This window comes from Vibrio sp. 10N.222.54.A3 (assembly GCF_041474095.1).
Classification (GTDB): domain Bacteria; phylum Pseudomonadota; class Gammaproteobacteria; order Enterobacterales; family Vibrionaceae; genus Vibrio; species Vibrio crassostreae_C.
In genome coordinates this window covers 35845-60559 of record NZ_JBFRTN010000026.1, presented here as the reverse complement: position 1 = coordinate 60559, position 24715 = coordinate 35845, and the positions used below count along the sequence as shown (strand labels likewise).

Genomic DNA, 24715 nt, shown 5'->3' with positions numbered 1-24715 from the left:
ACGAGATACGAGATACGAGCAGATTATAGATGCGCCTACACGAGATAAGAGATGCGAAAAGCTCGCTTACTGTCACTTATGGCAGCATGTTTTCGATACTCGGTTACTCGCATCCCGCATCTGCTATTTCTCCAGACGTAAAAAAACCTGCTCAATGAGCAGGTTTTTTAGTATTCAGTGCTTTCAGCTAATGAAGCTTTACGCGTAAGAAATTACGTAATTACTGACGTGTTCTTGGCTTAGCTGGTTTAGCCGGACGACCGTTGTTCAGTTTAGGCTTACTTTTGTTAGCCTGAGGTTTGCCTTTGTTTGCAGCTGGAGCGCTACGACCTGAATCAGGTGTTGTAGTACCGCGAGTTGCAGGCTTCTTACGCTTAGTTTGGTTGCTACGGCCTTTTGGTGCGTTTGCACGCTCTTCGTGACGTTTAACAGCACGACGAATTTTTTGGCTACGAGAACGCTCACGCTTACGAGAAGTGTTTGAAGGATCAAGATCCAACAGTGTCTCTTTCTCAGGCTTAAGCTCAACAAGCTCACGCAGGTAGTTAACTTCTTGAAGATCTAGCTCTTTCCAACCGCCACGAGGCAGTTTCTTATCAAGGTAGATATCACCGTAACGTACACGTTTCAGGCGGCTTACTGTCGTTTCTTGAGATTCCCAAAGACGACGAACTTCACGGTTACGACCTTCGTTAATCGCTACGTAGAAAGTATGGTTCATACCTTCACCACCAGCGTAAACAACATCTTCAAAACGAGCCATGCCGTCTTCTAGTTGTACACCACGAGTAACGTTTTTAACTTTTTGCTCAGTCACTTCACCGAATACACGTACTAGGTACTCACGTTCAACCTGACGGCTTGGGTGCATTAGACGGTTTGCAAGCTCACCATCAGTAGTGAAAAGCAAAAGGCCTGATGTGTTTGCATCAAGACGACCAACTGAAATCCAACGAGAACCACGGATCTTAGGTAGACGATCGAAAACAGTACGGCGGCCTTCAGGATCGTGACGAGTACAAAGCTCACCTTCAGGTTTGTAGTAAGCAAGTACACGACAAACCACTTCTTCAGAAGCCTTGCCTGAAACAGTATGGCCATCGATACGGATCACTGAGTTCTCGTCTTCAAGACGCTCGCCCAGTTTCGCAACTTGACCGTTAACACTTACACGACCAGATTTGATTAAACCTTCTAGTTCACGACGAGAACCGTGACCAGCTCGCGCTAAAACCTTCTGTAATTTTTCGCTCATTTACTCTTTTCTACCTAATTGTCGTCTTCACAGACGTCGAATGAATTTTTCGCGACCAAATCGCGGTCGCGTATTATCGCAAATAACCTGCCAAAAAGCACTTGTTATTTACTGTGGCAGGTTTGCTGTATCGTTACAGACTGTTAATCAGTAAAGCGATTATTCAAACGGCGCAGGATCGCCAGCACCACGACGTAGAACCACGGCATCATCGTCACTGAAGTCAATAACCGTCGTCGGTTGCTCACCTAAGTAACCGCCATTCAAAATGACATCAACCGCATGTTCTAGGCTGTCACGAATTTCTTCTGGATCCGACTCCGTAGTCTCGTTACCCGGCAGAATCAGAGACGTCGACATTAATGGTTCACCCATCGCTTCCAAAAGGTCGAGTGCAATCTTGTTGTCTGGGACACGAATACCAATCGTTTTACGCTTGGCGTTCATCAAACGCTTTGGCACTTCTTTGGTTGCTTTAAAGATAAACGTGTAAGCACCTGGTGTATGTGCTTTCAGTAGACGGAAAGCCACGTTATCGACGCGTGCATACAGTGATAATTCAGAAAGATCACGACATAACAAGGTGAAATTGTGCTTGTCATCGATGCGACGAATTTTACAGATACGTTCAAGTGCTTGTTTGTTTTCAAGCTGACAGCCCAGCGCATAACCGGAATCTGTTGGATAAACCACAACGCCGCCATTGCGAATAATCGCAACCGCTTGAGTAATTAAGCGTGCTTGTGGGTTATCTGGGTGTACATAAAAAAACTGGCTCATTGTTGATCCTCGTTATCGAATCTCTCGACTCTATCATCAGAAGGAGCTGGCTCACCTAAAGACTATTCAGATGGTGAAACCGTTTGAAACTCCCAATCTTTCCATACTTCTTCGACCCCAGAAGGTAGCCAGAGATTGCGTCCAAGTTCCATCCACGGAGATGGGTAATGGAAATCACTGCCTTGGGAGGCTAATAGTTTGTATTGTATAGCATAATCCGCGAGTGTGCGTCTTTCTTGTTGCGCTTGCTGAGGTTGAGCTACTTCCATCGCATCCCCTTTCGCTTCAACAAATGCCGCTAGCAGGCGCTTAACCCACTTGGCTGTAAGTCCATATCGCCCAGGGTGAGCGAGTACGGCTTGTCCACCAGCAGCATGAATAGCCGTGACAGCATCACTCATTGAACACCAAGTTGGCGGCACATAACCTGGGTTATTACGAGTAAGAAACTTTTTAAACACCTGCTGCATAGTTTTCGCATAGCCATTGTCGACTAGCCACTTAGCAAAGTGAGCGCGAGTGATTGGTGCATCACCCGCAATCAATTTAACTTCTTCTAACACCCCTTCACGAGTCGCTTTCTCAAGACGGTGAGCGATCATCTCAGCACGCCCAATACGGTGTTGCTTCTGTTGTTCAATGAGCGCTTTGAGTTCTGGTGACTCAGGATCAACGTTTAACCCAACAATATGGATATCTTTGTTTTGCCAAACAGTCGAAATCTCAATGCCGTTGATCAGCTGAATAGGAAGATTGTTATCAGCAATATAGTTGCGTGCTTCAGCAAGCCCATCAGTCGTGTCATGATCTGTAATCGCTAGCGCTTCGATGTTAAAGCCAAGCGCTCGGTCAATTAGCTCAGGTGGAGTAAGTCGGCCATCTGAGGCTGTTGTATGACTATGTAGATCAATTCTCATATATTCTTTTTCATTGTTTTCAATTTTTATCGTTATATTTGTGTCAACACACTTGACCCGCAAGCATAAAACTAGTTAACTAGTACACAAATACGAAGTATCACATTTGATAGGTTCACCATGTTACAAGAATTTAACCAAAACCATAAAGATAAAGTTTTAGAACTTTCTTCAGTAGAAGCAAGTTCAGAGCTTAATTGGTGGCGCACTTGGACAAGTTCTTGGTGGGCTAACGTGTACTTCTAGTTAAACAGTTTGTTTATAAAAAAGTTATCACTAAGCCCGCTTTAATAGCGGGCTTTTTAATTTGTCGAACATCTCACATTCAACTGACTAACAAATCATCGAATTGACCATATTCTAGATTGGGTGAAAGGTATCTTTATGCGACTATGTACGGCAGGAAATTTAAAGAATCATAAAGGAGGTCTTGTGAACAAGGCCATTGAAATCAAAAAGCTGGGAACCATTGAGGTCATCAATTCCTCAGTTCCTTACTCGCAAGATCCAACCAGCGTTTTTCATACTTTGTGTGAAAACAAAACTGATAGTCTTTTGTTGGAATCTGCCGAGATTGAATCTAAACAGAACCTGACAAGCCTACTCCTTATCGACTCTGCTGTTCGCATCGTATGTCGCGGACATGAAGTAACCTTTCAAGCATTGACTGAAAACGGTCAAGCGCTTATCGAACATCTCACTCAAAACGTGAAAGCAGAAATTAAATCTGACCTTACTGATAACGTTTTGACGCTGACTTTTATCGAACCAAGCAACGAATTAGACGAAGACTCACGTTTAAGAGAAGCCTCTTCATTCGATGCACTGCGTTTGGTTCAGCACAGCTTTGAGCAAGACGCGGATAACAAACACGCATTATTCATGGCGGGCTTATTCGCTTACGACATCGTGGCAAACTTTGAGCCACTAGGTGATGCTGAAGCAACCAACAATTGTCCTGACTTTGTATTCTACGTAGCTGAAACACTATTGCGTTTCGATCACCAAGAGAACGAAGGCCTACTTCACGCGAGCTTATTTGCTCAAGATGACAACATCAAAGTGCAATTAACTGACCGTCTAGCCGACATTCAAACTCAGTGTCAGTCCCTGAAAGCCATCACTGAAGTAACGCCGTTAGACAACGTTGAAGCTGTACCTAGCGTTTCAGATGAAGACTTCTGCCAAACGGTTCGTGATTTAAAAGAGTACGTAGTTAAAGGCGATGTATTCCAAGTGGTACCTTCACGCCGCTTCACTCTACCTTGCCCTGCCCCACTGGCGGCTTATAAAGAACTCAAACAAAGCAACCCAAGCCCTTACATGTTCTACATGCAAGACGAGCTGTTTACTCTGTTCGGTGCATCTCCAGAAAGCGCGCTGAAATACGAGACAGAAACCAACCAAATCGAGATCTACCCGATTGCTGGTACTCGTCGTCGTGGTAAGCGCCCTGACGGTCAAATCGATTTCGACCTAGACAGCCGTATCGAGCTTGAACTGCGTACCGACAAGAAAGAAAACGCCGAGCACATGATGCTAGTTGACCTAGCGCGTAACGATGTGGCACGTATTGCCGAAGCTGGCACTCGCCACGTAGCAGACTTACTGAAAGTAGACCGCTACAGCCATGTAATGCACTTGGTTTCTCGTGTTGTTGGTCAGCTCCGTGAAGACTTAGATGCTCTGCACGCTTACCAAGCTTGTATGAACATGGGCACGCTAACGGGCGCACCAAAAATCCGCGCAATGCAGCTTATTCGTGACGTAGAAAAAACGCGTCGTGGTAGCTACGGTGGTGCAGTCGGTTATCTAACCGGTGAAGGGACTCTAGATACTTGTATCGTAATTCGCTCTGCTTACGTTGAAGATGGCGTAGCACAAGTACAAGCTGGCGCTGGTGTGGTATTCGATTCAGACCCACAAGCAGAAGCCGATGAAACTCGCGGCAAGGCACAAGCGGTTATCTCAGCGATTCAAGCAGCTCATACTAAGAACCTAACAAATAAGAAGGAGTCGTAATCATGGCTGATATTGTATTCATCGATAACTTCGACTCGTTCACTTACAACCTTGTAGACCAATTTCGTTCATTAGGTCACAGCGTAAAAATTTACCGTAACAACATTCCTGCAAAAGTAGTTGAAGCGGCGATCAACGAACTAGACAACCCTGTTGCACTGCTTTCACCAGGCCCTGGCGCTCCAGCAGATGCGGGCTGTATGCCAGAGCTGATTCAGCTTCTAAAAGGTAAAGTGCCAATGATTGGTATTTGCTTAGGCCACCAAGCGATTGTTGAAGCCTATGGCGGCACCGTTGCAGGCGCTGGCGAAATCATTCATGGTAAGGTGTCGATGATGGAACACCAAAACCATGCGACTTACCAAGGCTTACCTTCGCCATTGGCTATCGCTCGCTACCACTCTTTAGTGGCAACGCATGTATCTGATAGCCTAACGGTGACCGCTGAAGTAGATGATTTGGTGATGTCTGTGGTTCAAGAACAAGACAAGGTGTGTGGATTCCAATTCCACCCTGAATCAATTATGACGACCTACGGTGCAACGCTTCTAGCAAACGCTATCGAATGGGCTCTTGAGAAAAAGACGATATAGGAAACGATCATGGAACAGATTAATAAACTTTACGAACAGCAGTCTCTTACTCAAGAAGAAAGCCAACAGTTATTTGATGTGATCATCAAGGGTGAACTAGACCCAATCTTGATGGCTTCTGCGCTAACTGCACTGAAAATCAAAGGCGAAACGCCCGATGAAATTGCAGGCGCAGCAAAAGCACTACTTGCGAATGCAAACCCGTTCCCGCGCCCTGATTACGATTTCGCAGACATCGTAGGTACAGGTGGCGACGGTCACAACACCATCAATATCTCGACGACTTCTGCATTTGTTGCCGCAGCGTGTGGCTTAAAAGTCGCGAAGCACGGTAACCGCAGCGTATCGAGCAAATCAGGCTCTTCTGACCTACTGGATTCGTTCGGTATCAACCTAGCGATGACAGCTGAAGACACACGTACGGCTGTTGATGAACTTGGCGTAGCATTCCTATTTGCTCCGCAATATCACGTTGGTGTACGTCACGCGATGCCGGTTCGTCAAACAATGAAAACGCGCACTATCTTCAATATTCTTGGCCCACTGATTAACCCTGCTCGCCCTAACATCGAGCTAATGGGTGTTTACAGCAAAGAGCTGGTACGCCCTATCGCAGAAACCATGCTGCAAATGGGCATGAAGCGCGCGGCGGTTGTTCACGGTAGCGGCCTTGATGAAGTAGCGATTCACGGCGAAACCATGGTTGCTGAAATCAAAGATGGCACAATTCACGAATACACAGTGACACCAGCAGACTTTGGTTTGAACACTCACCCTCTTGAAGCAATCAAGGGCGGCGAGCCAGAAGAGAACAAAGCCATCACAACCGATATCCTGACGGGTAAAGGCACTGATGGTCAAGTTGGCGCAGTGGCAGTCAACGTTGCTCTATTGATGCGTCTGTTTGGTCACGAAGACCTAAAAGCCAACGCACAGCAAGCAATTGACGCGATGAACTCTGGCAAAGCATACGAGCTTGTACAAAAGCTTGCTGCACACGCCTAACGAACGACGAATCGAGACAAAGAACATGACACAGACTACCGATAAACTGTCGACCCACGTTTCAGTCAAAGAAGCTGAAATGGCGGAAGTATTAGCAAAAATCGTTCGTGATAAATACCAATGGGTTGAAGCACGTAAGCAGACTCAACCATTAGACGAGTTTAAAGCGTCACTAACTGCAACAGACCGCAGCTTTTATGACGCTCTGAGCGGAGAACAAACGGTTTTCATCACTGAATGTAAAAAGGCCTCTCCGTCAAAAGGTTTAATCCGTGACGAGTTTGACCTCGACTACATTGCTTCTGTTTACAACAACCACGCAAACGCGATTTCTGTGCTGACAGACGAGAAGTACTTCCAAGGTGACTTTGAGTTTTTACCTAAAGTTCGCAGCATTGCTAAGCAGCCTATCCTGTGTAAAGACTTCATGGTTGATACCTACCAAGTGTATCTAGCTCGTCATTACTCAGCTGATGCTATCTTGTTAATGCTATCGGTATTAGATGACGAAGAGTACAAAGCGCTGGCGGAAGTCGCTCACTCACTCAACATGGGTGTATTGACCGAAGTCAGCAACGAAGAAGAGCTTCACCGTGCAGTCGCTCTAAACGCTAAGGTGATCGGCATTAACAACCGTAATCTTCGTGACCTTTCGACTGATTTGAACCGTACTAAAGAGTTGGCGCCGCTGATTCGCGAACTGGCTCCAAACGCAGTTGTGATTTCAGAGTCTGGCATCTACACACATCAACAAGTTCGTGACCTTTCAACGTTTGCAGATGGCTTCCTAATCGGTAGCTCTCTAATGGCAGAGAAGAACCTCGAGCTTGCGGTACGCAAAGTAACACTGGGTGAAAACAAGGTGTGTGGTTTAACTCACTCTGACGATGCAGCAAAGGCTTATCAAGCTGGTGCGGTATTCGGTGGTCTGATATTCGTTGAAGCATCTAAGCGTCATGTGGATATCGAAGCGGCTCGTTTGACTATGAGCGGCGCACCTTTGAACTACGTGGGTGTGTTCCAAAACCACAGCGTTACTGACGTTGCGAAAACGGTTTCTGAGCTAGGCCTGTTCGCTGTGCAATTGCACGGTGATGAGTCTCAAGCGTTTGTCGATGAGCTAAAACAATCACTACCTGAAAGCGTTGAGATTTGGAAAGCTTACGGTGTTTCTCCCGATGCTGAGAGCTCGCTACCAGAATTACTGGAAAGCAACGTGACTCGTCACCTGCTAGATACTAAAGTGGGTTCTCAAACTGGTGGCACAGGCCAAGTGTTCGATTGGAACCTAATCAACAACCAAAGCGCAATCATGTTGGCGGGTGGTCTAACCCCAGAAAATGCTAACCAAGCGGCTAAGTTGGGTTGCTTAGGATTAGACCTAAACTCTGGTGTTGAATCTGCTCCAGGCAAAAAAGACGCAGACAAACTGCAACGTGCTTTTGCTGCGATTCGTAATTACTAGTCCAAGCTCGGCGCTAGAAATTAGAAAGCAGAAACTAAAAACATATTTGTGAGCTTTGCCTTTTGCGAAGCTCAAACAAGATTAAATGACTTGGTGTGAATACACATCAGTAGAATTGAAGGAATAACACAATGGCTAAACTCGATGCCTACTTTGGTGAATACGGTGGTCAATACGTACCGCAGATCCTAGTGCCAGCACTAGACCAACTTGAACAAGCATTTATCGATGCACAAGCCGATCCTGAGTTCCGCAGCGAATTCATGACGCTTCTTCAAGAGTACGCTGGTCGTCCAACGGCACTAACGCTAGCACGCAACCTAACAAAAGGTACAAAAACAAAACTGTACCTAAAGCGTGAAGATCTACTTCACGGCGGTGCTCACAAGACAAACCAAGTTCTTGGTCAAGCATTGCTAGCAAAACGTATGGGTAAGCAGGAAATCATCGCTGAAACTGGCGCAGGCCAACACGGTGTGGCAACGGCTCTAGCGTGTGCTCTACTAGGTCTTAAGTGTCGTGTTTACATGGGTGCAAAAGACGTTGAACGTCAAAGCCCGAACGTGTTCCGTATGAAGCTAATGGGCGCAGAGGTTATCCCTGTTCATTCTGGCTCTTCAACGCTAAAAGATGCGTGTAACGAAGCGCTACGTGACTGGTCTGCAACTTATGAAGACGCGCATTACCTATTGGGTACTGCAGCGGGCCCTCACCCATTCCCAACGATTGTTCGTGATTTCCAACGCATGATTGGTGAAGAAACGAAGAACCAAATTCTAGCTCATGAAGGTCGCCTTCCTGATGCGGTTATCGCTTGTGTCGGCGGTGGTTCGAACGCTATCGGTATGTTTGCGGATTTCATTGAAGAAGAAACTGTTCGCCTAATCGGTGTAGAGCCGGCTGGTAAAGGTATTGATACCGACCAACACGGCGCGCCGCTTAAGCACGGTAAAACCGGTATCTTCTTCGGCATGAAAGCGCCACTGATGCAAGATGAGAACGGCCAAGTAGAAGAGTCTTACTCTGTATCTGCGGGTCTAGACTTCCCATCAGTTGGTCCTCAACACGCGCACCTAAATGCTATTGGCCGTGCTGAATACGACAACGTGACCGACGACGAAGCGCTAGAAGCGTTCCAATTGATTGCACGTAAAGAAGGTATTATCGCAGCGCTAGAGTCATCTCATGCTTTGGCTCATGCTGTTAAAATGGCTCACGATGACCCAGAGAAAGAACAGCTATTAGTGGTTAATCTATCTGGTCGTGGTGATAAAGACATCTTCTCTGTACACGACATTCTTAAAGAGAAAGGAGCATTATAATGGATCGCTATCAATCACTCTTCACTCGCTTAGCTGAAAAGAATCAGGGCGCATTTGTACCATTCGTAACGGTTGGCGATCCTAACCCTCAGCAGTCTCTTAAGATCATGGAAACACTCGTTGAAGCGGGTGCTGATGCACTTGAACTTGGTATTCCATTCTCAGATCCGCTTGCAGATGGCCCGACAATCCAAGGTGCAAACATTCGTGCGTTAGATTCAAAAGTAACGCCAGATGTGTGTTTTGATCTTATTGGTCAAATTCGTGCTAAATACCCAGATCTGCCAATCGGCCTACTGATGTACGCAAACTTGGTGTACGCACGTGGTATCGAGAACTTCTACAAGCGTTGTGCGAATGCAGGTATCGATTCAGTATTGATTGCTGATGTACCAACCAACGAGAGTGGCGAGTTTGTTGCTGCAGCTAAGAAGTTTGGCGTTCACCCAATCTTTATTGCTCCACCAACAGCAAGTGATGAGACGCTTCAATCGGTTTCTGAGCTAGGTGGTGGTTACACTTACCTACTTTCTCGTGCTGGCGTAACGGGTGCAGAAACCAAAGCAAACATGCCTGTGACTGCCCTACTTGATCGTTTGAACAAGTTTGATGCGCCACCAGCACTGCTTGGTTTCGGTATCTCGGCTCCTGAACAAGTGAAAGAAGCAATTGTAGCTGGCGCTGCTGGTGCTATCTCTGGCTCAGCAGTTGTGAAAATCATTGAAAACAACGTTGAACAACCAGAAGCAATGCTTAAAGCACTTGCTGAGTTTGTTACACCAATGAAAGCGGCAACGCAAAAATAATAAATAGGCTCCCACTAGTGCGATAATTTGCGCTGTGGGAGTTTTTCTCCGAGAACACGTCCAAACCCTCTCAATTGTTAAATTTCTGATAAAAACAACACCTCATACAAACCTGTAGCACATCTATAATACCCCACCCAAATATCACTACCATTTATAAAAATAATGATAAATCAAAAAGCAATCGTTTGCTTTAGCGTAAAAAATCATCAAATGACATTTGATTACTGCTTTTTGGTGTTCTTTCATCTCTGCTCATATTGATAAATGTAAAGGATACGTGTAAAACTTCTCGCGAAATATTAATCCAATGGTACATCGTACATTGGTGAGTAGTTCTGGGATTTTTATATTTAGTAGCACAGAGGTTATGGAAGTGTTAAAAGAAAAGAGTTTACTAAGCAACATCGGCGTTCAAGTCGTTATTGCAATGATCATCGGTACCCTAGTCGGTGCGATGATGGGTGACAGCGCAACTATGTTCGCTCCACTGGGTGCTATCTTCATCAATTTGATCAAGATGCTGGTTATCCCTCTAGTCGCGGTTGCCCTAATTTCAGGTGCTGCTGGTCTAGGCAACAGCTCATCAGCAGGTAAAGTGGGCGTGACCACTCTAGGTTACTTTGCACTAACGTCTGCACTTGCTGTAGCACTAGCGCTAGTAATGGGTGAAATATTCGAACCAGGTCGTGGTATCGATGTTTCTGGCGTTGAAGGCATGTTCTCTTCTGAATACGCTGCGAAAGGTGAACTTCCAACGTTCTGGGCAACCATCACAGGCATGATCCCGACCAACGTTTTCCAATCACTGAATGAAGCAAACATTCTGCAAATTCTAGTTTTCTGCTTATTCTTCGGTATTGCGATTTCTAAACAAGCGAAAGAGAAACGTGACCCTATCATCAATGGCGTAAACGCGATTGTTGACGCTATGGTTTGGATGATCAACAAGGTTATGATCATTGCACCACTAGGCGTATTCGGCCTAATGGCAGAAGCTGTGGGTACATTCGGCTTTGGCGCACTTATGGTTGTGTTCAAACTGTTCGTTGTCTACATCGCTGCGATTCTGATCTTCGGCTTTGTTGCTTACCCGCTAATGATTCAAATCTTCACTAAGACTTCTGCTAAGAAGTTCCTAGTGGCAATGAAGAAGCCTCAAGCGGTTGCACTATCAACAGCATCTTCAATGGCGACACTGCCAGTAACAATGGAAACGGTAGAGAAAGAACTTGGCGTTCGTAACTCTACGGCTTCATTCGTTCTGCCACTTGGTGCGACGATCAACATGTCTGGTAACGCAATTTACTATGGCCTAGTTGCTATCTTCTTCGCACAGCTGTTCAACATCGACCTGTCTATGGGTGCTTACGTTGCTATCATCGTAACGTCTACGCTTGGCGCAGTTGGTCAAGCGGGTGTGCCAGGTCCTTCTTTCCTAGTGGTTGCGGTTCTTCTAGCAGCTGGTATCCCTATCGAAGGTCTACCTCTGTTGTTCGCTTTAGACCGTATCTTCGACATGATTCGTACTGCTCTAAACATCACTGGTGATGCTGCATGTGCAGTCATCGTTGATTCTCTAATCGAAGACGAAGCGAAAGAAGCTGAGCTACAAAAACAGCAAGCGTAATATTAAGCTTCAGTTTGATTGATAAATAAAACCGCCTTCATGAGGCGGTTTTTTTATTAGGTAATGATCGATATTGATTCGGTAAATCTTACCCTTGTCAGGCTAATTGATGAGTCCAAACGCACGAGGCAGAGCCAAACTAATTTCAGGAATAAAAGTAATGGCCAACAGTGTGACGATCAATACGGCACAAAACGGCATGATACTTCTTATAACGTTTTCAATCTTAGAGCCACTGACACTACAACCCACAAATAGCGCCGTACCAACGGGTGGCGTTGCAATGCCAATACATAAGTTGAAGATAATCATCATCGCGAAGTGAATTGGATGCATGCCTAAATGCTCAGCAATCGGCATAAAGATAGGGGTAAAGATCAATACGGCTGGCGTAAGGTCCATAAACATACCCACAATCAGTAGAATCAGGTTCATCAGAATAAAGATGATAATTGGATTGTCTGAAATAGAGAGCATCCAATCGCTGATCATGGTTGGTAGACCGGTAAACGCCATAGCCCATGACATGATGGTAGAAGCACCAATCAAAAACAGCATAATGCCAGTGACCTGAACGGTTTCTCTACAAATTATCGGGAAGTGTGCCCATTTGAGGGTTCGGTAACAGAGTGACAGTATAAAAGAGTAAAGAACCGCTATACATGCCCCTTCTGTTGCAGTGAAAACACCACCAATAATACCGCCAATAACCACTACAATAAGCCCTAAGCTGGGCGTTGCTTGCCAAACAATATTCAGCACATCTTTCGCTGTGAAGCCGTCATTGGCACTTGTTTTATAGCCTTTCTTTTTAGCGATGAAATAGGCGACGACCATACAACTTAAGCCCATTAGAATACCTGGGACATAACCTGCGATAAACAACGCCGCAACGGATGTTCCGCCCGATACTACTGAAAATACGATCAGTGAATTACTCGGCGGTATTAGTAAGCCTGCTGGGCAGGATGCAACGTTTACTGCTGTTGCTAAGTTTTTATCATAACCATCTTTTTCTAATTCAGGACCTAAGGTTTTACCAACCGCAGCCGCTGCTGCAACGGCTGATCCTGAAACCGCGCCAAACATCATATTGGCGAAGATGTTGACGTGAAAAAGTGAGCCCGGAATCCAACCAACCAAGAGCTTTGCAAGGTTGATGAGTCGACTCGCGATGCCACCTACATTCATTATATTCCCCGCGAGGATAAAGAAAGGGATGGCTAATAAACTGAAACTATCAATACCGGTAATGATTTTTTGACCCGCAGTAATACTGGCGACTTCAAACGGTAAGATGAAATACATGATGGTTAAAGATGACATGGCAATTGCAATCGCAATCGGCATGCTTATCGCGATCATGAATAAGAATAGGCCTAGCAGCCAAACACCAATGGACAAATCCATAATATAGAGTCCTTTTAAAACTTATTTTTTGTTGGGTTCACAAAAAAGATCAAACGTATTCATGACCAAATAAATGAGGATAATAACGGCTGAAATCGGCAATATTGAATACACCGTCGACATCGGTAATTGCAGTGCTGGAGAGAGTTGTTGTGTGGTTCTTCCCATTAGGGCGATGCCACCTTGAAGCATTGCTAGAAATACAAATGCGCCAGAAATGATATTGATGAGTACATGTAATGCGATATGTGCTTTACCCTTAAGATAACCATCCAATAACGTTATTGCTAAGTGTCCTTTGATACCGAATAAGTAGCTTGCTCCTAATAAGCCAAGCCATACCATCGCATAACGAGCAAGTTCATCAGTCCAGTTACTTGGATCATTCAAAACATAACGACTAAAGACCTGCCAAGTGACAGTAACGACAAGTAACATTAGTGCAAAAGAAGAGACAAAAAGAATCAGCCTATCAAGTAGGTTTCTGAAAGTTGCTAACATGGTGTGATACCTCAAAAAATTTTGCCTTAGCAAAGCCAAGGCAAAATTATATTTTCACTAAGACTGATTAAAGAGCTTCAATTTTTTCAATGAATGGAGCTAGTTTTGGATCTTTTTTCGCCTCATCAATCATAGGTTTAACAGCTGCACGGAAAGGGGCTTTATCAACTTCAACAAACGTGACACCTTCTTTCATTCCTTTCTCTTTGTTCATGTCATCTGTTGCATCCCAGATTTTGATCTGCTCTTCAAGAGACTCAGCAGCAGCTTCTTTTAAGATCTTTTGCTCTTCTGCCGTTAATGAACCCCATTTGTATTCTGAAATGATGATCACGTCAGGTGTCATCATGTGCTGGTCCATAGAGTAAAATTTGGCAACTTCGCTGTGTTTCATTTCAACTAAGCTAGAAATATTATTTTCAGCACCGTCAATTACGCCTTGTTGCAGCGCCGTGTATACCTCATTGAAAGGTACAGGCGTTGCTTTACCACCTAATAGGTTAACCATTTCCATCATGGTTGGAGAACCCGGAACTCGAACTTTCATACCAGCGAGATCAGCCGGTGAGTTAATGGCTTTTTTAGCGTAGAAGCTACGTGTGCCTGAGTCATAGAATGTAAGACCGATGAAGCCTTTACCTTCGCTTGAAAGCAGCATCTCTTGTGCAGCTTCACTTCGCATGAAGGTTCTCATATGTGGAACGTCACGGAATAAGAAAGGCAGTGCATTAACCTTAAACGTTGGTTCAAAAGATTCGGCTAACCCACCATTGATTTTGGCCATATCAATCGCGCCAGTAACAACTTGCTCCGCTTGGTCACGTTCAGAGCCTAATTGACCGTTTGGAAAGATCTTAATCGTAAGTTCACCATTCGATTTTTCTTTAACTTTATCAGCCATGATCACCATGCCTTGGTGAGCTGCGCTTTCTAATGACATTGCATGCCCTAACGTCAAAGTTTTTGCTTGAGCGCCAAATGCCATAAGAATTGAAGCCGCTGCAATCGTCAGTAGGTGTTTTTTCATGTTCTTCTCCAGAATCCATTTTGTAAGAGGTACAGTTTTTATATGCAACGCTATAGCTAAGTTTGAAATCTAACGTTCAATTGCACATCGCTCATAGCAGTAACGTTTCATTACAATATTCTTACCCTATGAATTTTGTATTACAATACTATATGTATATTTTGTGAACTAAGGTTTATCTATTGGCCTGAGAACCTAATTGATTGTGATACCAATCATATTTGGGACTAATTAGACCATTAATCAGTTCTACTTTGGATTTTTTTGTAATTTCGATTACTTTCAACTGCTTTAAGAACAATCTCTTAGTAAAAGAGTATCGATCTATTTATGTTATTTTAAGACATTAAATTCAGTTATGGAGCACGACAAAGAAGGTCTCCTCGCTCGAAAACGCGAGTCGTGAACAGTGCTTTGTGAGGTGATGAAGGCAAGGTTTTCGGTTGGATTTAGGTAACAAGAATAGATAAAGGCAATAGAGAGAAGCTTGAGAGGATGAATTGTTTGTAACAAAAATCCGAGAGCCTTACAGCCCTCGGATTTTTGTTTTTGGTGTTCTAATTTTTAGGCGTTAAACGAATTACAAATCAGCGCCATAGATATCAAACGTGAAGTACTTAGCGGCGATCTTGTCGTAAGTACCGTTTGCTCTGATCTCTTCAATCGCAGCATTGAATTGTTTCGCCAATTTTGAATCCTGCTTTCTTAATGCTAACGCCGTACCCTCACCGATGTAGGCTTTGTCGGTAACGGCTTTGCCTTTGAACTCAAAACCCTCGCCTTCTTTCTTATCTAAGAAAGCCAATGACAGTTGATCTGAGTTGCCGAAGGTTAGATCTAAGCGACCGTTTTGCAGATCCAGATACACTTCATCTTGCCCTGTGTAACGCTTAATGTTGGCAACACTACCAAACTTGTCGGTTACGTAGCGATCGTGAATCGTACCTTGCTGAACACCGATGGTTTTACCCGCTAAGCCTGCCTCATCAACGCTGAATTCTGCGCTTTTAGCAGCAACAAATACGGCTGGTGTTTGGTAGTACTTGTCAGTAAATAAGATTTTACGCTTACGCTCTTCGGTAATGCGCATCGAAGCCATGATCACATCCGACTTTCTTGCCAACAAACTTGGAATTAGCGAATCCCAGCTTTGTGAAACCCAAGTACAATCGAGTTTAGCTTGCTCACACAAAGCATCAGCTATCTCAATATCAAACCCGACAGGCACACCGTCGCTGTTTTTATAGTTGAATGGCGGATACGTAAAGTCCGACGCTAAACGGATTTCTTTCGCCTGTACCGTTGTACCAAGTAAAGCGGCCGCACAAGCGAGTCCTAGTATTATCTTTTTCATCATTGCCATCCTAGATATGATCTTTATCGAGTTGAGATTGAATTTCTTTATGTTGAGCTTGTTGAATTTGTTTGCCTTGTTGACTCTGTTCTAATTCGGTTTGGTAACGTGTTAGTGACGTTATCACTTCTAGCATGCTCTCTTGGCTACCAATACTGATTCGAACACAGTTACGCAAAGCCGGTTCATGGTTTTGGTTCCTTGTCACAATGCCGTCCTTCGCCAAGACACTGAACACTTGGTGCCCTGCTTTTTGACGCAGCAAAATGAAGTTTGTCGATGAAGGGTAAACAGACTCGATGAAATCAAACCGCGTTAGCTCACAAGCAAACCAGTTACGTAGTTCAACCAGCTTTTGCGTCGCGTCTTGCATCACTGAGACTCGTTCATCGGACAAAGCGTCTAGCACGATTTGAGATGAGCAATCTGGCATCGGATACGGTGGAATCAGCTTCGCGACATACTGCATCACATTTTGACTCGCTAAGATAAAACCACAACGAACCGCAGCCAGTCCAAATGCCTTAGACAAGGTGCGAATCACAACCAAATGTGGATAGCGTTCAATAAGACTAACGGCTGACGTTTGTGGTTCAAATTCGATATACGCTTCATCGACGACCACTAGCGACTTCCCAATCGTGCCTTCCAATACCTGAATCAAATCCGATTTAGGAATCACATTGCCCGTTGGATTGTTTGGTGAGCAAAGAAACACGATATTCGCCAGTTTTGCCTTATTCACAATATCAGCGACGTTCAGGCTAAAGTCTTCCTGCAATGGAGAGTCCAAGGTATTAATCGCCAATGCATCAGCGCAAAACTCATACATCGCATACGTTGGAGAGCAGATAAGTATGTTGTCGCACGCCGGTTTACAGAATGTTCTGATCAGCAAATCAATCGCTTCATCTGCTCCTCGAACGGCTAAGGTCTCGGCATCAGTTCCACAATAAGCTTGGTAAGCCTTGGCAATATCTTGCGGAAAAAAATCTGGATAACGGTTATAACTAGTCTCGTTTTGAAACAAAGCGCTTTCCAACTCGTTGGCATTTAACCAAACACGTCCGTCACCACCAATTCTTCTTGCCGATTGATAAGGTATTAATTTTTTTACAGCCTGAGGCACTAAGTTGTCAATAAATGATGTCAAAGAACTATCCCTTCCACTCAATCACAATGTCTTCACCACTTGCCTTCATATTCAAAATAGATGCGTTATACACATATTGAATCACAAATGATGAGTAAGTATTTGCATTCAAACAGAACACTATTGATAAATGAATCGAAATAATTACATAATAGCCATGATTAAAATTCATAGGTATAGACATGAATAACACGTTGCCTTCAACTAAAACCTTGCTCGCGTTTTTGTCTACGGCAAGGCACCTCAACTTTACACGCGCGGCACATGAGCTCAATGTTACGCAAGGTGCAGTGAGTCGTCAGGTATTGTCGTTTGAAGAAAGCCTTGGCTGTGATCTCTTCTATCGCCATGCTCGCGGATTGTCTTTAACGCCGAAAGGAGAAGAACTGGTTCCCCTGATACAAGGAACGATTCATCAGCTGCAATCGGCTCTAAATCAAGTGGCTAGCTCTCCGTCTAAGATCAAACTCAACGCACCGAGCTGTATTACCTCTTGGCTACTACCTAAGTTGATGTCTTTTCAGCAAGCCTATCCTGAAATTGATGTCGAACTGACGTCGACCATCAAGCACGTCTTCGAACCAAGCTTTGATCCGTTTGACGCCGTAATTACCTATGGTAAGAAGCCAAACCAACAATCGATTATCAGCCAATTATTGTTTAACGAGCAGCTAGCGCCCGTTTGCCAAGCACAAAGCATTACACAGAGCCATCTTGTCGACGACGCATCGACCATCATCAAGCCACACAAGCTTGCCCAATACACTTGGCTACACGCCAACAATGAGCAAAGTGATTGGCGACTTTGGTTAGAGCACATAGGCAGCCACGACCTTTCAAGCAAGAACAACCAACAATTCGCGACACTCGATCAAGCTATGAACGCCGCCATTCAAGGGTTTGGCATTGCCATAGGCGACATCACACTGGCCAAGCAAGATATTGATTTAGGTAGATTGGTAAAAGTGAGTGAAGGCAGTGTTTTCTCTGGAAATGGTTACTTCTTGCTGCAACCCAAGAATCGACAAAATACATCCTTATCTACGCTTGTTGATTGGCTCGTCGATTAGCGGCAATCATTGTTGGTAGGCCTCTTTATAAGCGGCAGGAGAGCGTCATAATGAGAATTTTTCCGTTCTCAAAATGAAACTATTTGATGTCTGTTTCGTATTGATTGTCAGAGAATAGAACGTACCTTCCTTTAACTATTTGAAAAGAAGTTCAATTCTATTTAGCCGGGAATTTATTCTGTTCCGTTGGAGAAAATGGCATTCGAGTTGCTTTGTCATAGATAACCCAACCAATATACAGCAGGTTGCACCAGTTTCACTGCAGCTTGTCACGGAGGATAGGCTATGACCTTACAAAGACATACGTATTACGGCTTGATTCACCATGGAATTAAAACCCTATTAATGGACAGAATTGGCCACTTCACAGAGCGTGAATATCACGAGTATCTCGACTTAACGACCGGTAAATCGACATGTTTTGCCATGAGTGAGCAAGAGCTCGAAAACACCTTAGACAGCTTAAAGAGCGAAGGTTACCTTGAAGATATCAAAAAGCTGATACCTCGCTATCAAACCTCGTCAATGCGATAACCTGCTTCAACTCTTTAAACACGATGAGTGGTTAGATTGAATTAATTGGCACCCAATTGTCTCGAGCTATTTAGCATCGAGACAGTTTTCGTTAGACTGTCAGCAACTCAACTAACTGGATAGTCAGTGTCTCATGAAACAAATTCTTGATTTCATTCCTCTCATTATTTTCTTTGCGCTTTATAAGATGTACGACATCTATACCGCGACCGGCGCTTTGATCGTTGCCTCTGCAGTTCAAATTATTTTGACTTATTTCATCTACAAGAAAGTCGAAAAAATGCAGGTCATCACCTTTCTAATGGTTGCCGTATTTGGTGGCATGACCATCTTCTTGCACGACGACAACTTCATTAAATGGAAAGTCACCATCGTTTACGCACTGTTTGCGATTGGCCTGACGGTCAGTCACATCATGGGCAAATCAGCGATTAAAGGTATGTTAGGCAAAGAGATCACACTGCCTGATTCGGTATGGGGCAAGATCAACTGGGCATGGACGCTGTTCTTTACCCTATGTGCCGTTCTCAACGTTTACGTTGCTTTCAGCCTACCGTTGGATGTTTGGGTCAACTTCAAAGTGTTTGGTCTACTCATCGCGACCTTGCTCTTCACCTTGCTCACTGGTGTTTATATCTATAAGCATCTACCAAAAGACCAGCAGAAAGAGTTAACGGATAAAAATACCGACGAGAAATAGCCCTTAGGGATGAGTCCTCATACCCTATTTGATACAATTATTATCAATATGCGATTGGCCAATGATACTCGTGATCATTGGCCGCTGATTATTTGTGTTCGGTGAAGACGTTAAAAATTGGACCACCACGAGTCTCGTAAACACATCTATTTTTATATAAAACAATCAATACCATTAAGAGTACGACAATGACTATTCAATCAACTTTGAACCCGATTGGTTCTTTACTTCTTCGCACATTAGCGATGCCTTCTGATACAAATGCAGCAGGCCAGATTTTCGGTGGTTGGATAATGTCACAGCTTGACCTTGCTGGCGGCATACTGGCAAAAGAGATATCTAACGGCAAGATAGTCACGGTTTCAGTATCGAGTATCGAGTTCAAACAGCCGGTTTCAGTAGGTGATGTGGTGTGCGTTTATGGTGACTGTACTAAAATTGGTCGTAGCTCGATGAATATCGACCTAGAAGTATGGGTTAAGCCTGTACTTGATCACGGCATCGGCGACCGTTACAAGGTGTGTGGCGCGACGTTCAATTACGTGGCAGTTGATGAAAGTGGCAAGCCTCGCTCTATCAATAAATAGGACTTTCGACAGCCCTATCGCACTGTAAGGTCTTTAGCCATTTCGATTAAAAATGCTAAAGACCTTCTCACTCTCCCGCACCAATTCACAATTTCTTATCATTAGTCCTTCCAATACCAATTAGTTCGCGTAAATTAGCAAGATAGCGAATTTAAACGCCCCAATTTAGTGAAGTAAAATAAGGATATCTCAATATGTGGTACGTGATTTTTTCTCAAGACGTCGAAAATTCATTAGAAAAACGCCTAAGTGTTCGCCCACAACATTTAGAACGCCTACAAACACTTCACGATGAAGGCCGACTGTTAACAGCAGGCCCAATGCCAGCCATTGACTCAGATAACCCTGGTGAAGCTGGCTTCACAGGTTCGACTGTGATTGCTGAGTTTAATTCTTTAGAAGATGCACAGACATGGGCAGACGCAGACCCGTACATTGATGCTGGCGTTTACCAAAATGTGATTGTAAAACCATTCAAGAAAGTATTTTAACGTGAAAAAATGGATTATTGGCTCACTGGCTTTAGCTCTGCTTGCAGGCTGTGCTTCAAGTGAGCAAGACGAACAAAGACAGCTAGAGATGATGGCGCAGCACCGAGCTGGCGTTTTATCTGCAGGCCTGCCGATTGAGTATGGCCCACTGTCGGTCATGCGCGTGCTAGCAAAAAACACGGTTATCGAAATCATGATGATCTACAACCAAGATGCAAAAGGTGCTAAGCCTTTAAACCAAGTTGTAGACATGAGTGTGAATAGCTACTGCACCAACTCTGAAGTGAGAGCAAACCTTGATATGGGCTTGGCTTACAACATCAAGATTCGCAACACTCGCGGACAACTGATGGTTGAGAAGTTGATCAGCAAAGAGACGTGTCAGAGCAGCAGCTAGATTCTAGCTCGAGATTCGAACAAGTATAAAACCAGAAGGCCTCGCAAATGCGAGGCCTTTGTTTTATGAAGCAATCAAAATCCTAAGCTGAATTATGCCTCGGTTGATTCCCACTCTTTACGCAGTGCTTTAGTTGCCGAAACTAAGTTAGTCAGCGCCGCTTCCGTCTCTGCCCAGTTCCGTGTCTTCAGCCCACAATCAGGGTTTGCCCACAAACGTTCCGCTGGAATTTTCTCTGCCGCTTTCTTAAGTAAATCAACAATCCACTCTTCTGACGGGATGTTTGGTGAGTGAATGTCATAAACGCCAGGTCCAATCGCATTCGGGTAGTTGAACTCTTCAAATGCTTTCAGCAGTTCCATGTTCGAGCGAGAAGTCTCAATGGTAATCACATCGGCATCTAGCGCGGCTACTGAATCAATGATCTCGTTGAACTCGCTGTAACACATGTGGGTATGAATCTGAGTTTCTGGTTTAGCACTTGCCGCTGAGATCTTAAAGGCATCGACCGCCCACTCTAGGTATTCTGCGTGGTCGCGCTTTTTCAATGGCAGACCTTCACGAATCGCTGGTTCATCGATTTGGATAATGTTGATGCCCGCGTCTTGCAAATCAGACACTTCATCTCGCAGCGCAAATGCCAATTGATTAGTGATCTCTTTGCGTGAAATGTCTTCACGTGGGAATGTCCAACATAAGATAGTGACTGGGCCTGTCAGCATCCCTTTCATCTGCTTCGAGGTCAGAGATTGGGCATAGGTCGACCATTCTACGGTCATCGGCTTCTCACGCTCTATATCCGCGACCACAATCGCCGGCTTCACGCAGCGTGAGCCATAGCTTTGTACCCAACCAAACTTAGTGGTTTGAAAGCCTGCTAGGTTTTCTGCAAAGTACTCCACCATGTCGTTACGTTCAGCTTCGCCATGAACAAGCACATCCAAATCCAGTGCTTCTTGACGTTTAACGGCATCCGCAATATGGCCTTTCAATGCAGTGTTATATTCCGCTTCACTCAGTTTGCCAGTGCGGTAAGCGCTACGTTGAACACGGATCTCGCCTGTCTGTGGGAATGAACCAATGGTTGTGGTTGGTAACAGCGGTAAGCCTAACACCTCAGACTGGTGCGCGGCACGTTCTGCGTATGGAGCAGTGCGCTCTGCTAGCGCTTTAGTTATCGTGTTAATACGAGCTTGAACTTGCGGCTTATTCACATGAGTTGCACTCTTGCGTGCAACAATCGGGTGGCTATACGTCTCACACGCTAAAATGGCATTTTGGTCGCCGTCTAACGCCGCACCCAATAAGCTCACCTCAGTGACTTTCTGTTTTGCAAAGGCAAACCAACTCTTCACTTCTTCGCTAAGCGTCTCTTCTAACTCAAGGTCGACTGGGCTATGCAGCAATGAACATGAACTTGCGACCCATAGTTTATCGCCTAGCTTTTCTTTCACTGGTTGCAGCAACTCAAGCTGCGCGGCTAAGTCTGCTCGCCAAACATTGCGTCCATTGATTGCACCCGCAGAAAGCACCCAATCTTCAGGTAGCTTATTCACCACTTGATCGAGTTGCTGCGGTGCGGCAGCCAAATCGATGTGTAAGCCGTTGACGGGCAGTTCCATGATTTTATCTAACGTGTCAGTCACAGAATCAAAGTACGTGGTAAGGAGTAGCTTCACATCACCTTGAATCACCTGATAAGCCAATTTGAATGAATCTGCCCACTTAGTCTCAAGTTCCAGAGAAAGGATAGGTTCATCGATTTGTACCCACTCAACGCCCAACTTGGCCAGTTTTGCCAGAATCGCTTGGTAAGCGGTAAGCAAGCGTGGAAGCAAAGTTAAACGGTCAAAGCCCTCTTCTACTTCCTTGCCGAGATATAAATAAGATAATGGGCCTAGAAGAACTGGCTTCACCTTATGCCCCGCTTTAATCGCTTCACTCACTTCGTCAAACAGTTGTGGCCAACTCACTTCAAAGGTGTCGTCTTTACTGAACTCAGGAACAATGTAGTGATAGTTAGTGTTGAACCACTTCGTCATATCTGATGCTGCTGCACCATCTTTATCGCTTTCAGAGCCGTGCTTAGCGCCACAACAAGTTGGCTGCCTTTGAGATTGTATTTGAGTTTGAGATTGACCGCGACCAACGCGGAACAAGGTATCTAAATCTGGGAAGGCTTTTTCACCTTCTGATCCACCAGCGTGACGCTCAGGTACATGACCTAGAAGTAACGTCGTTGTTAGAACATGGTCGTACCATGCGAAGTCACCCGCAGTTGCAAAGCTTAGATTCGCCTTAGCTTGTACATTCCAGTTACGATTTCTTAGTTCGCTACCGAGTTGCTTTAAATCTGATTGGTTAATCTCACCGCGCCAGTATTTTTCTAAAGTGAATTTGAGTTCGCGTTTTTCGCCGATACGTGGGTAGCCTAAAATATGCGTTGTCGTAGTCATGAACCTGTTCCTTATTCAATAATTTTTAGTGTTCGATCAAACTGCCTAGCTTATGGTTTAAGTTCTTCACAAGGCGTCTAGATGGCTAAACTATCTCCCTAATCTGAACGATGAACAACGTCCAAATATTCATCTTGTTTATTAAAAATATTCATCTTGAATAATCTAAAGCTGAAAAATTAGATCCATCTGGACATCTAGACGTTTACAAATGAAAGAAAAGCCCGTAGGGTGATTATTAAGAAATATTGAATTGGCTTAGGGAATATGAGGAAAACTCATGATAGAGCTTAAACACCTTCGAACATTGACTACCTTAAGAGACAGCGGCTCGCTAACAGCGACGGCAACTTCTCTTCACTTGACTCAGTCGGCGCTTTCTCACCAACTGAAAGACCTTGAGGCGCGTATCGGTGGTCAGCTTTTCCTACGTAAAACTAGACCAGTTAAGTTCACCTCTGAAGGTGAGATTTTGCTTAGGCTTGCCGATGAGATACAGCCAAGAATAGCTAAAGCGGAGAACGAACTCGCGAGCCTGAAAGAGGATGTGAATGGTCGTTTGCACATGGCGATTGAATGTCACTCATGCTTCCAATGGTTAATGCCTGCTTTGAAGGAATATCAAGTGGCTTGGCCAAGCGTAACGCTAGATTTCTCGTCAGGCTTTGGGTTTGAGCCGCTACCGGCATTAATGGCTGGTGAATTGGACTTGGTGATCACTTCAGATATACAGCCTCGTTCTGAAGTTCATTACGAGCCGCTTTTCGATTTTGAGATGCGTCTTATCACCGCGATCAACTCGCCTTTGGCCGATAAAGCGAGCATTGATCCGCAAGATCTTAGCGAGATCACCATGCTCTCCTATCCTGTTCAAAAACAACGTTTAGACGTCGTGAAACACTTTTTGCAGCCTGCAGGCGTAGAACCTAAGAAGTGGAAACAAGCAGACAACACCTTGATGTTGGTGCAAATGGTATCGGCGGGTTTAGGTGTGGCGGCATTACCCAACTGGGCGATCAGTGAGTTCTCAAGACAAGGTTTGATAGCAAGCAAGCCGTTAGGTAAAGGGCTTTCAAGAAGACTGTTTGCAGCGGTAAGAAACTCAGAAAAAGACAAACGTTACCTGCAGGCTTTCTTTAGCACAGCAAGACAGCAAAGTAAGAGTCACTTAGATGGTATTGAGGTCGTTTAAGAGGTTCATTATTGGGCTAGCTTAAGACTTTGTTAAATCGGATAGGCA

The 24715-nt window shown here is 44.6% G+C and carries 24 protein-coding genes and 1 other annotated feature; of the genes, 15 read left to right on the top strand and 9 right to left on the bottom strand.

The genetic code is table 11. The features are described 5' to 3' along the window. Nucleotides 1-220 precede the first annotated feature (220 nt). The 3 genes from rluB to rnm all read right to left on the bottom strand — a co-directional run bounded on the left by rluB (nt 221) and on the right by rnm (nt 2952). Nucleotides 221-1255, bottom strand: coding sequence for a 23S rRNA pseudouridine(2605) synthase RluB (gene rluB, locus AB4507_RS08245; protein WP_017055112.1), 1035 nt, complete (start codon nt 1253-1255; stop codon nt 221-223). A 159-nt stretch (nt 1256-1414) separates the two neighbouring features. Continuing rightward, a complete protein-coding gene (locus AB4507_RS08240) occupies nt 1415-2035 on the bottom strand; it encodes an L-threonylcarbamoyladenylate synthase (RefSeq protein WP_009848751.1) in 621 nt (206 codons plus the stop codon). A 62-nt stretch (nt 2036-2097) separates the two neighbouring features. Next, entirely contained in the window at nt 2098-2952 is an 855-nt protein-coding gene (rnm, locus tag AB4507_RS08235; RefSeq protein WP_017063546.1) for an RNase RNM, read from the bottom strand. Between the two features lie 120 nt (nt 2953-3072). On the opposite strand from rnm, the gene AB4507_RS08230 reads away from it, so the two are divergent. The 8 genes from AB4507_RS08230 to AB4507_RS08195 all read left to right on the top strand — a co-directional run bounded on the left by AB4507_RS08230 (nt 3073) and on the right by AB4507_RS08195 (nt 11795). Beyond that, nucleotides 3073-3198 carry a trp operon leader peptide gene (locus AB4507_RS08230; RefSeq protein WP_009848753.1) on the top strand — a complete coding sequence of 42 codons (126 nt, stop codon included), beginning with the start codon at nt 3073-3075 and terminating at the stop codon, nt 3196-3198. Next, nucleotides 3145-3259 (top strand) — a sequence feature (Trp leader region). (Overlaps the previous gene by 54 nt.) A 125-nt stretch (nt 3260-3384) precedes the next feature. Further along, on the top strand, nt 3385-4974 hold the full coding sequence (locus AB4507_RS08225; protein ID WP_372148954.1) for an anthranilate synthase component 1: 1590 nt from the start codon (nt 3385-3387) through the stop codon (nt 4972-4974). A gap of 2 nt (nt 4975-4976) precedes the next feature. Next, on the top strand, nt 4977-5567 hold the full coding sequence (locus AB4507_RS08220) for an aminodeoxychorismate/anthranilate synthase component II (RefSeq protein WP_010438041.1): 591 nt from the start codon (nt 4977-4979) through the stop codon (nt 5565-5567). Nucleotides 5568-5576: 9 nt separating this feature from the next. After that, the gene (gene trpD, locus AB4507_RS08215) at nt 5577-6572 is read left to right on the top strand and encodes an anthranilate phosphoribosyltransferase (RefSeq protein WP_017063543.1); all 996 of its coding nucleotides are present in this window, start codon (nt 5577-5579) and stop codon (nt 6570-6572) included. A 25-nt stretch (nt 6573-6597) separates the two neighbouring features. Next, nucleotides 6598-8037, top strand: coding sequence for a bifunctional indole-3-glycerol-phosphate synthase TrpC/phosphoribosylanthranilate isomerase TrpF (gene trpCF / locus AB4507_RS08210; protein WP_017063542.1), 1440 nt, complete (start codon nt 6598-6600; stop codon nt 8035-8037). Between the two features lie 131 nt (nt 8038-8168). Then, nucleotides 8169-9359 carry a tryptophan synthase subunit beta gene (gene trpB / locus AB4507_RS08205; protein ID WP_372182508.1) on the top strand — a complete coding sequence of 397 codons (1191 nt, stop codon included), beginning with the start codon at nt 8169-8171 and terminating at the stop codon, nt 9357-9359. Next, nucleotides 9359-10165, top strand: coding sequence for a tryptophan synthase subunit alpha (gene trpA / locus AB4507_RS08200; protein WP_372148956.1), 807 nt, complete (start codon nt 9359-9361; stop codon nt 10163-10165). The genes trpB and trpA overlap by 1 nt, the downstream gene beginning before the upstream one ends. Nucleotides 10166-10475: 310 nt before the next feature. Beyond that, nucleotides 10476-11795 (top strand): dicarboxylate/amino acid:cation symporter, encoded by a 1320-nt coding sequence (locus AB4507_RS08195; RefSeq protein WP_321163247.1) that lies wholly within the window; start codon nt 10476-10478, stop codon nt 11793-11795. A gap of 102 nt (nt 11796-11897) precedes the next feature. Here the strand turns inward: AB4507_RS08195 and AB4507_RS08190 are convergent, their stop codons facing one another. The 5 genes from AB4507_RS08190 to hisC form a co-directional block, all read right to left on the bottom strand. Then, nucleotides 11898-13205 carry a TRAP transporter large permease gene (locus AB4507_RS08190; RefSeq protein ID WP_017083908.1) on the bottom strand — a complete coding sequence of 436 codons (1308 nt, stop codon included), beginning with the start codon at nt 13203-13205 and terminating at the stop codon, nt 11898-11900. A 21-nt stretch (nt 13206-13226) separates the two neighbouring features. Next, the gene (locus AB4507_RS08185) at nt 13227-13706 is read right to left on the bottom strand and encodes a TRAP transporter small permease (protein ID WP_004736522.1); all 480 of its coding nucleotides are present in this window, start codon (nt 13704-13706) and stop codon (nt 13227-13229) included. 67 nt (nt 13707-13773) lie between these two features. After that, nucleotides 13774-14733: a TRAP transporter substrate-binding protein gene (locus AB4507_RS08180; RefSeq protein WP_017063537.1), complete on the bottom strand. Its 960-nt coding sequence runs from the start codon at nt 14731-14733 to the stop codon at nt 13774-13776. Between the two features lie 580 nt (nt 14734-15313). Continuing rightward, nucleotides 15314-16087, bottom strand: coding sequence for an ABC transporter substrate-binding protein (locus AB4507_RS08175; RefSeq protein ID WP_029235360.1), 774 nt, complete (start codon nt 16085-16087; stop codon nt 15314-15316). A gap of 10 nt (nt 16088-16097) precedes the next feature. Beyond that, nucleotides 16098-17240 carry a histidinol-phosphate transaminase gene (gene hisC / locus AB4507_RS08170; RefSeq protein WP_372182507.1) on the bottom strand — a complete coding sequence of 381 codons (1143 nt, stop codon included), beginning with the start codon at nt 17238-17240 and terminating at the stop codon, nt 16098-16100. 182 nt (nt 17241-17422) lie between these two features. On the opposite strand from hisC, the gene AB4507_RS08165 reads away from it, so the two are divergent. The 6 genes from AB4507_RS08165 to AB4507_RS08140 all read left to right on the top strand — a co-directional run bounded on the left by AB4507_RS08165 (nt 17423) and on the right by AB4507_RS08140 (nt 21019). Continuing rightward, nucleotides 17423-18310, top strand: coding sequence for a LysR substrate-binding domain-containing protein (locus AB4507_RS08165; RefSeq protein ID WP_372182505.1), 888 nt, complete (start codon nt 17423-17425; stop codon nt 18308-18310). A gap of 285 nt (nt 18311-18595) precedes the next feature. Beyond that, the gene (locus tag AB4507_RS08160) at nt 18596-18844 is read left to right on the top strand and encodes a hypothetical protein (RefSeq protein WP_017069991.1); all 249 of its coding nucleotides are present in this window, start codon (nt 18596-18598) and stop codon (nt 18842-18844) included. 133 nt (nt 18845-18977) lie between these two features. After that, nucleotides 18978-19544, top strand: a complete 567-nt coding sequence (locus tag AB4507_RS08155) for a septation protein A (RefSeq protein ID WP_017061509.1) — start codon at nt 18978-18980, stop codon at nt 19542-19544. Nucleotides 19545-19732: 188 nt separating this feature from the next. Beyond that, entirely contained in the window at nt 19733-20131 is a 399-nt protein-coding gene (yciA, locus tag AB4507_RS08150) for an acyl-CoA thioester hydrolase YciA (RefSeq protein WP_009846426.1), read from the top strand. Between the two features lie 194 nt (nt 20132-20325). Next, nucleotides 20326-20622, top strand: coding sequence for a YciI family protein (locus AB4507_RS08145; RefSeq protein ID WP_136982017.1), 297 nt, complete (start codon nt 20326-20328; stop codon nt 20620-20622). 1 nt (nt 20623) lies between these two features. Continuing rightward, nucleotides 20624-21019 (top strand): GspS/AspS pilotin family protein, encoded by a 396-nt coding sequence (locus AB4507_RS08140; protein WP_017062026.1) that lies wholly within the window; start codon nt 20624-20626, stop codon nt 21017-21019. Between the two features lie 92 nt (nt 21020-21111). Here AB4507_RS08140 and metE read toward each other — a convergent pair whose 3' ends face one another. Then, nucleotides 21112-23475: a 5-methyltetrahydropteroyltriglutamate--homocysteine S-methyltransferase gene (gene metE / locus AB4507_RS08135; RefSeq protein WP_372182503.1), complete on the bottom strand. Its 2364-nt coding sequence runs from the start codon at nt 23473-23475 to the stop codon at nt 21112-21114. Between the two features lie 280 nt (nt 23476-23755). Between metE and AB4507_RS08130 the strand changes: the two genes are divergently transcribed. Further along, the gene (locus AB4507_RS08130) at nt 23756-24667 is read left to right on the top strand and encodes a LysR substrate-binding domain-containing protein (protein ID WP_017062028.1); all 912 of its coding nucleotides are present in this window, start codon (nt 23756-23758) and stop codon (nt 24665-24667) included. Nucleotides 24668-24715 lie beyond the last annotated feature (48 nt).

Coding starts and splice junctions, on each gene's coding strand:
- trpD (WP_017063543.1), top strand. CDS start 5,577: ATGGAACAGATTAATAAACTTTACGAACAGCAGTCTCTTACTCAAGAA.
- AB4507_RS08145 (WP_136982017.1), top strand. CDS start 20,326: ATGTGGTACGTGATTTTTTCTCAAGACGTCGAAAATTCATTAGAAAAA.
- AB4507_RS08230 (WP_009848753.1), top strand. CDS start 3,073: ATGTTACAAGAATTTAACCAAAACCATAAAGATAAAGTTTTAGAACTT.
- trpCF (WP_017063542.1), top strand. CDS start 6,598: ATGACACAGACTACCGATAAACTGTCGACCCACGTTTCAGTCAAAGAA.
- AB4507_RS08180 (WP_017063537.1), bottom strand. CDS start 14,733: ATGAAAAAACACCTACTGACGATTGCAGCGGCTTCAATTCTTATGGCA.
- AB4507_RS08155 (WP_017061509.1), top strand. CDS start 18,978: ATGAAACAAATTCTTGATTTCATTCCTCTCATTATTTTCTTTGCGCTT.
- AB4507_RS08160 (WP_017069991.1), top strand. CDS start 18,596: ATGACCTTACAAAGACATACGTATTACGGCTTGATTCACCATGGAATT.
- AB4507_RS08165 (WP_372182505.1), top strand. CDS start 17,423: ATGAATAACACGTTGCCTTCAACTAAAACCTTGCTCGCGTTTTTGTCT.
- metE (WP_372182503.1), bottom strand. CDS start 23,475: ATGACTACGACAACGCATATTTTAGGCTACCCACGTATCGGCGAAAAA.
- AB4507_RS08195 (WP_321163247.1), top strand. CDS start 10,476: ATGGTACATCGTACATTGGTGAGTAGTTCTGGGATTTTTATATTTAGT.
- AB4507_RS08175 (WP_029235360.1), bottom strand. CDS start 16,087: ATGAAAAAGATAATACTAGGACTCGCTTGTGCGGCCGCTTTACTTGGT.
- rnm (WP_017063546.1), bottom strand. CDS start 2,952: ATGAGAATTGATCTACATAGTCATACAACAGCCTCAGATGGCCGACTT.
- AB4507_RS08130 (WP_017062028.1), top strand. CDS start 23,756: ATGATAGAGCTTAAACACCTTCGAACATTGACTACCTTAAGAGACAGC.
- AB4507_RS08220 (WP_010438041.1), top strand. CDS start 4,977: ATGGCTGATATTGTATTCATCGATAACTTCGACTCGTTCACTTACAAC.
- rluB (WP_017055112.1), bottom strand. CDS start 1,255: ATGAGCGAAAAATTACAGAAGGTTTTAGCGCGAGCTGGTCACGGTTCT.
- AB4507_RS08240 (WP_009848751.1), bottom strand. CDS start 2,035: ATGAGCCAGTTTTTTTATGTACACCCAGATAACCCACAAGCACGCTTA.
- AB4507_RS08185 (WP_004736522.1), bottom strand. CDS start 13,706: ATGTTAGCAACTTTCAGAAACCTACTTGATAGGCTGATTCTTTTTGTC.
- yciA (WP_009846426.1), top strand. CDS start 19,733: ATGACTATTCAATCAACTTTGAACCCGATTGGTTCTTTACTTCTTCGC.
- trpA (WP_372148956.1), top strand. CDS start 9,359: ATGGATCGCTATCAATCACTCTTCACTCGCTTAGCTGAAAAGAATCAG.
- AB4507_RS08190 (WP_017083908.1), bottom strand. CDS start 13,205: ATGGATTTGTCCATTGGTGTTTGGCTGCTAGGCCTATTCTTATTCATG.
- trpB (WP_372182508.1), top strand. CDS start 8,169: ATGGCTAAACTCGATGCCTACTTTGGTGAATACGGTGGTCAATACGTA.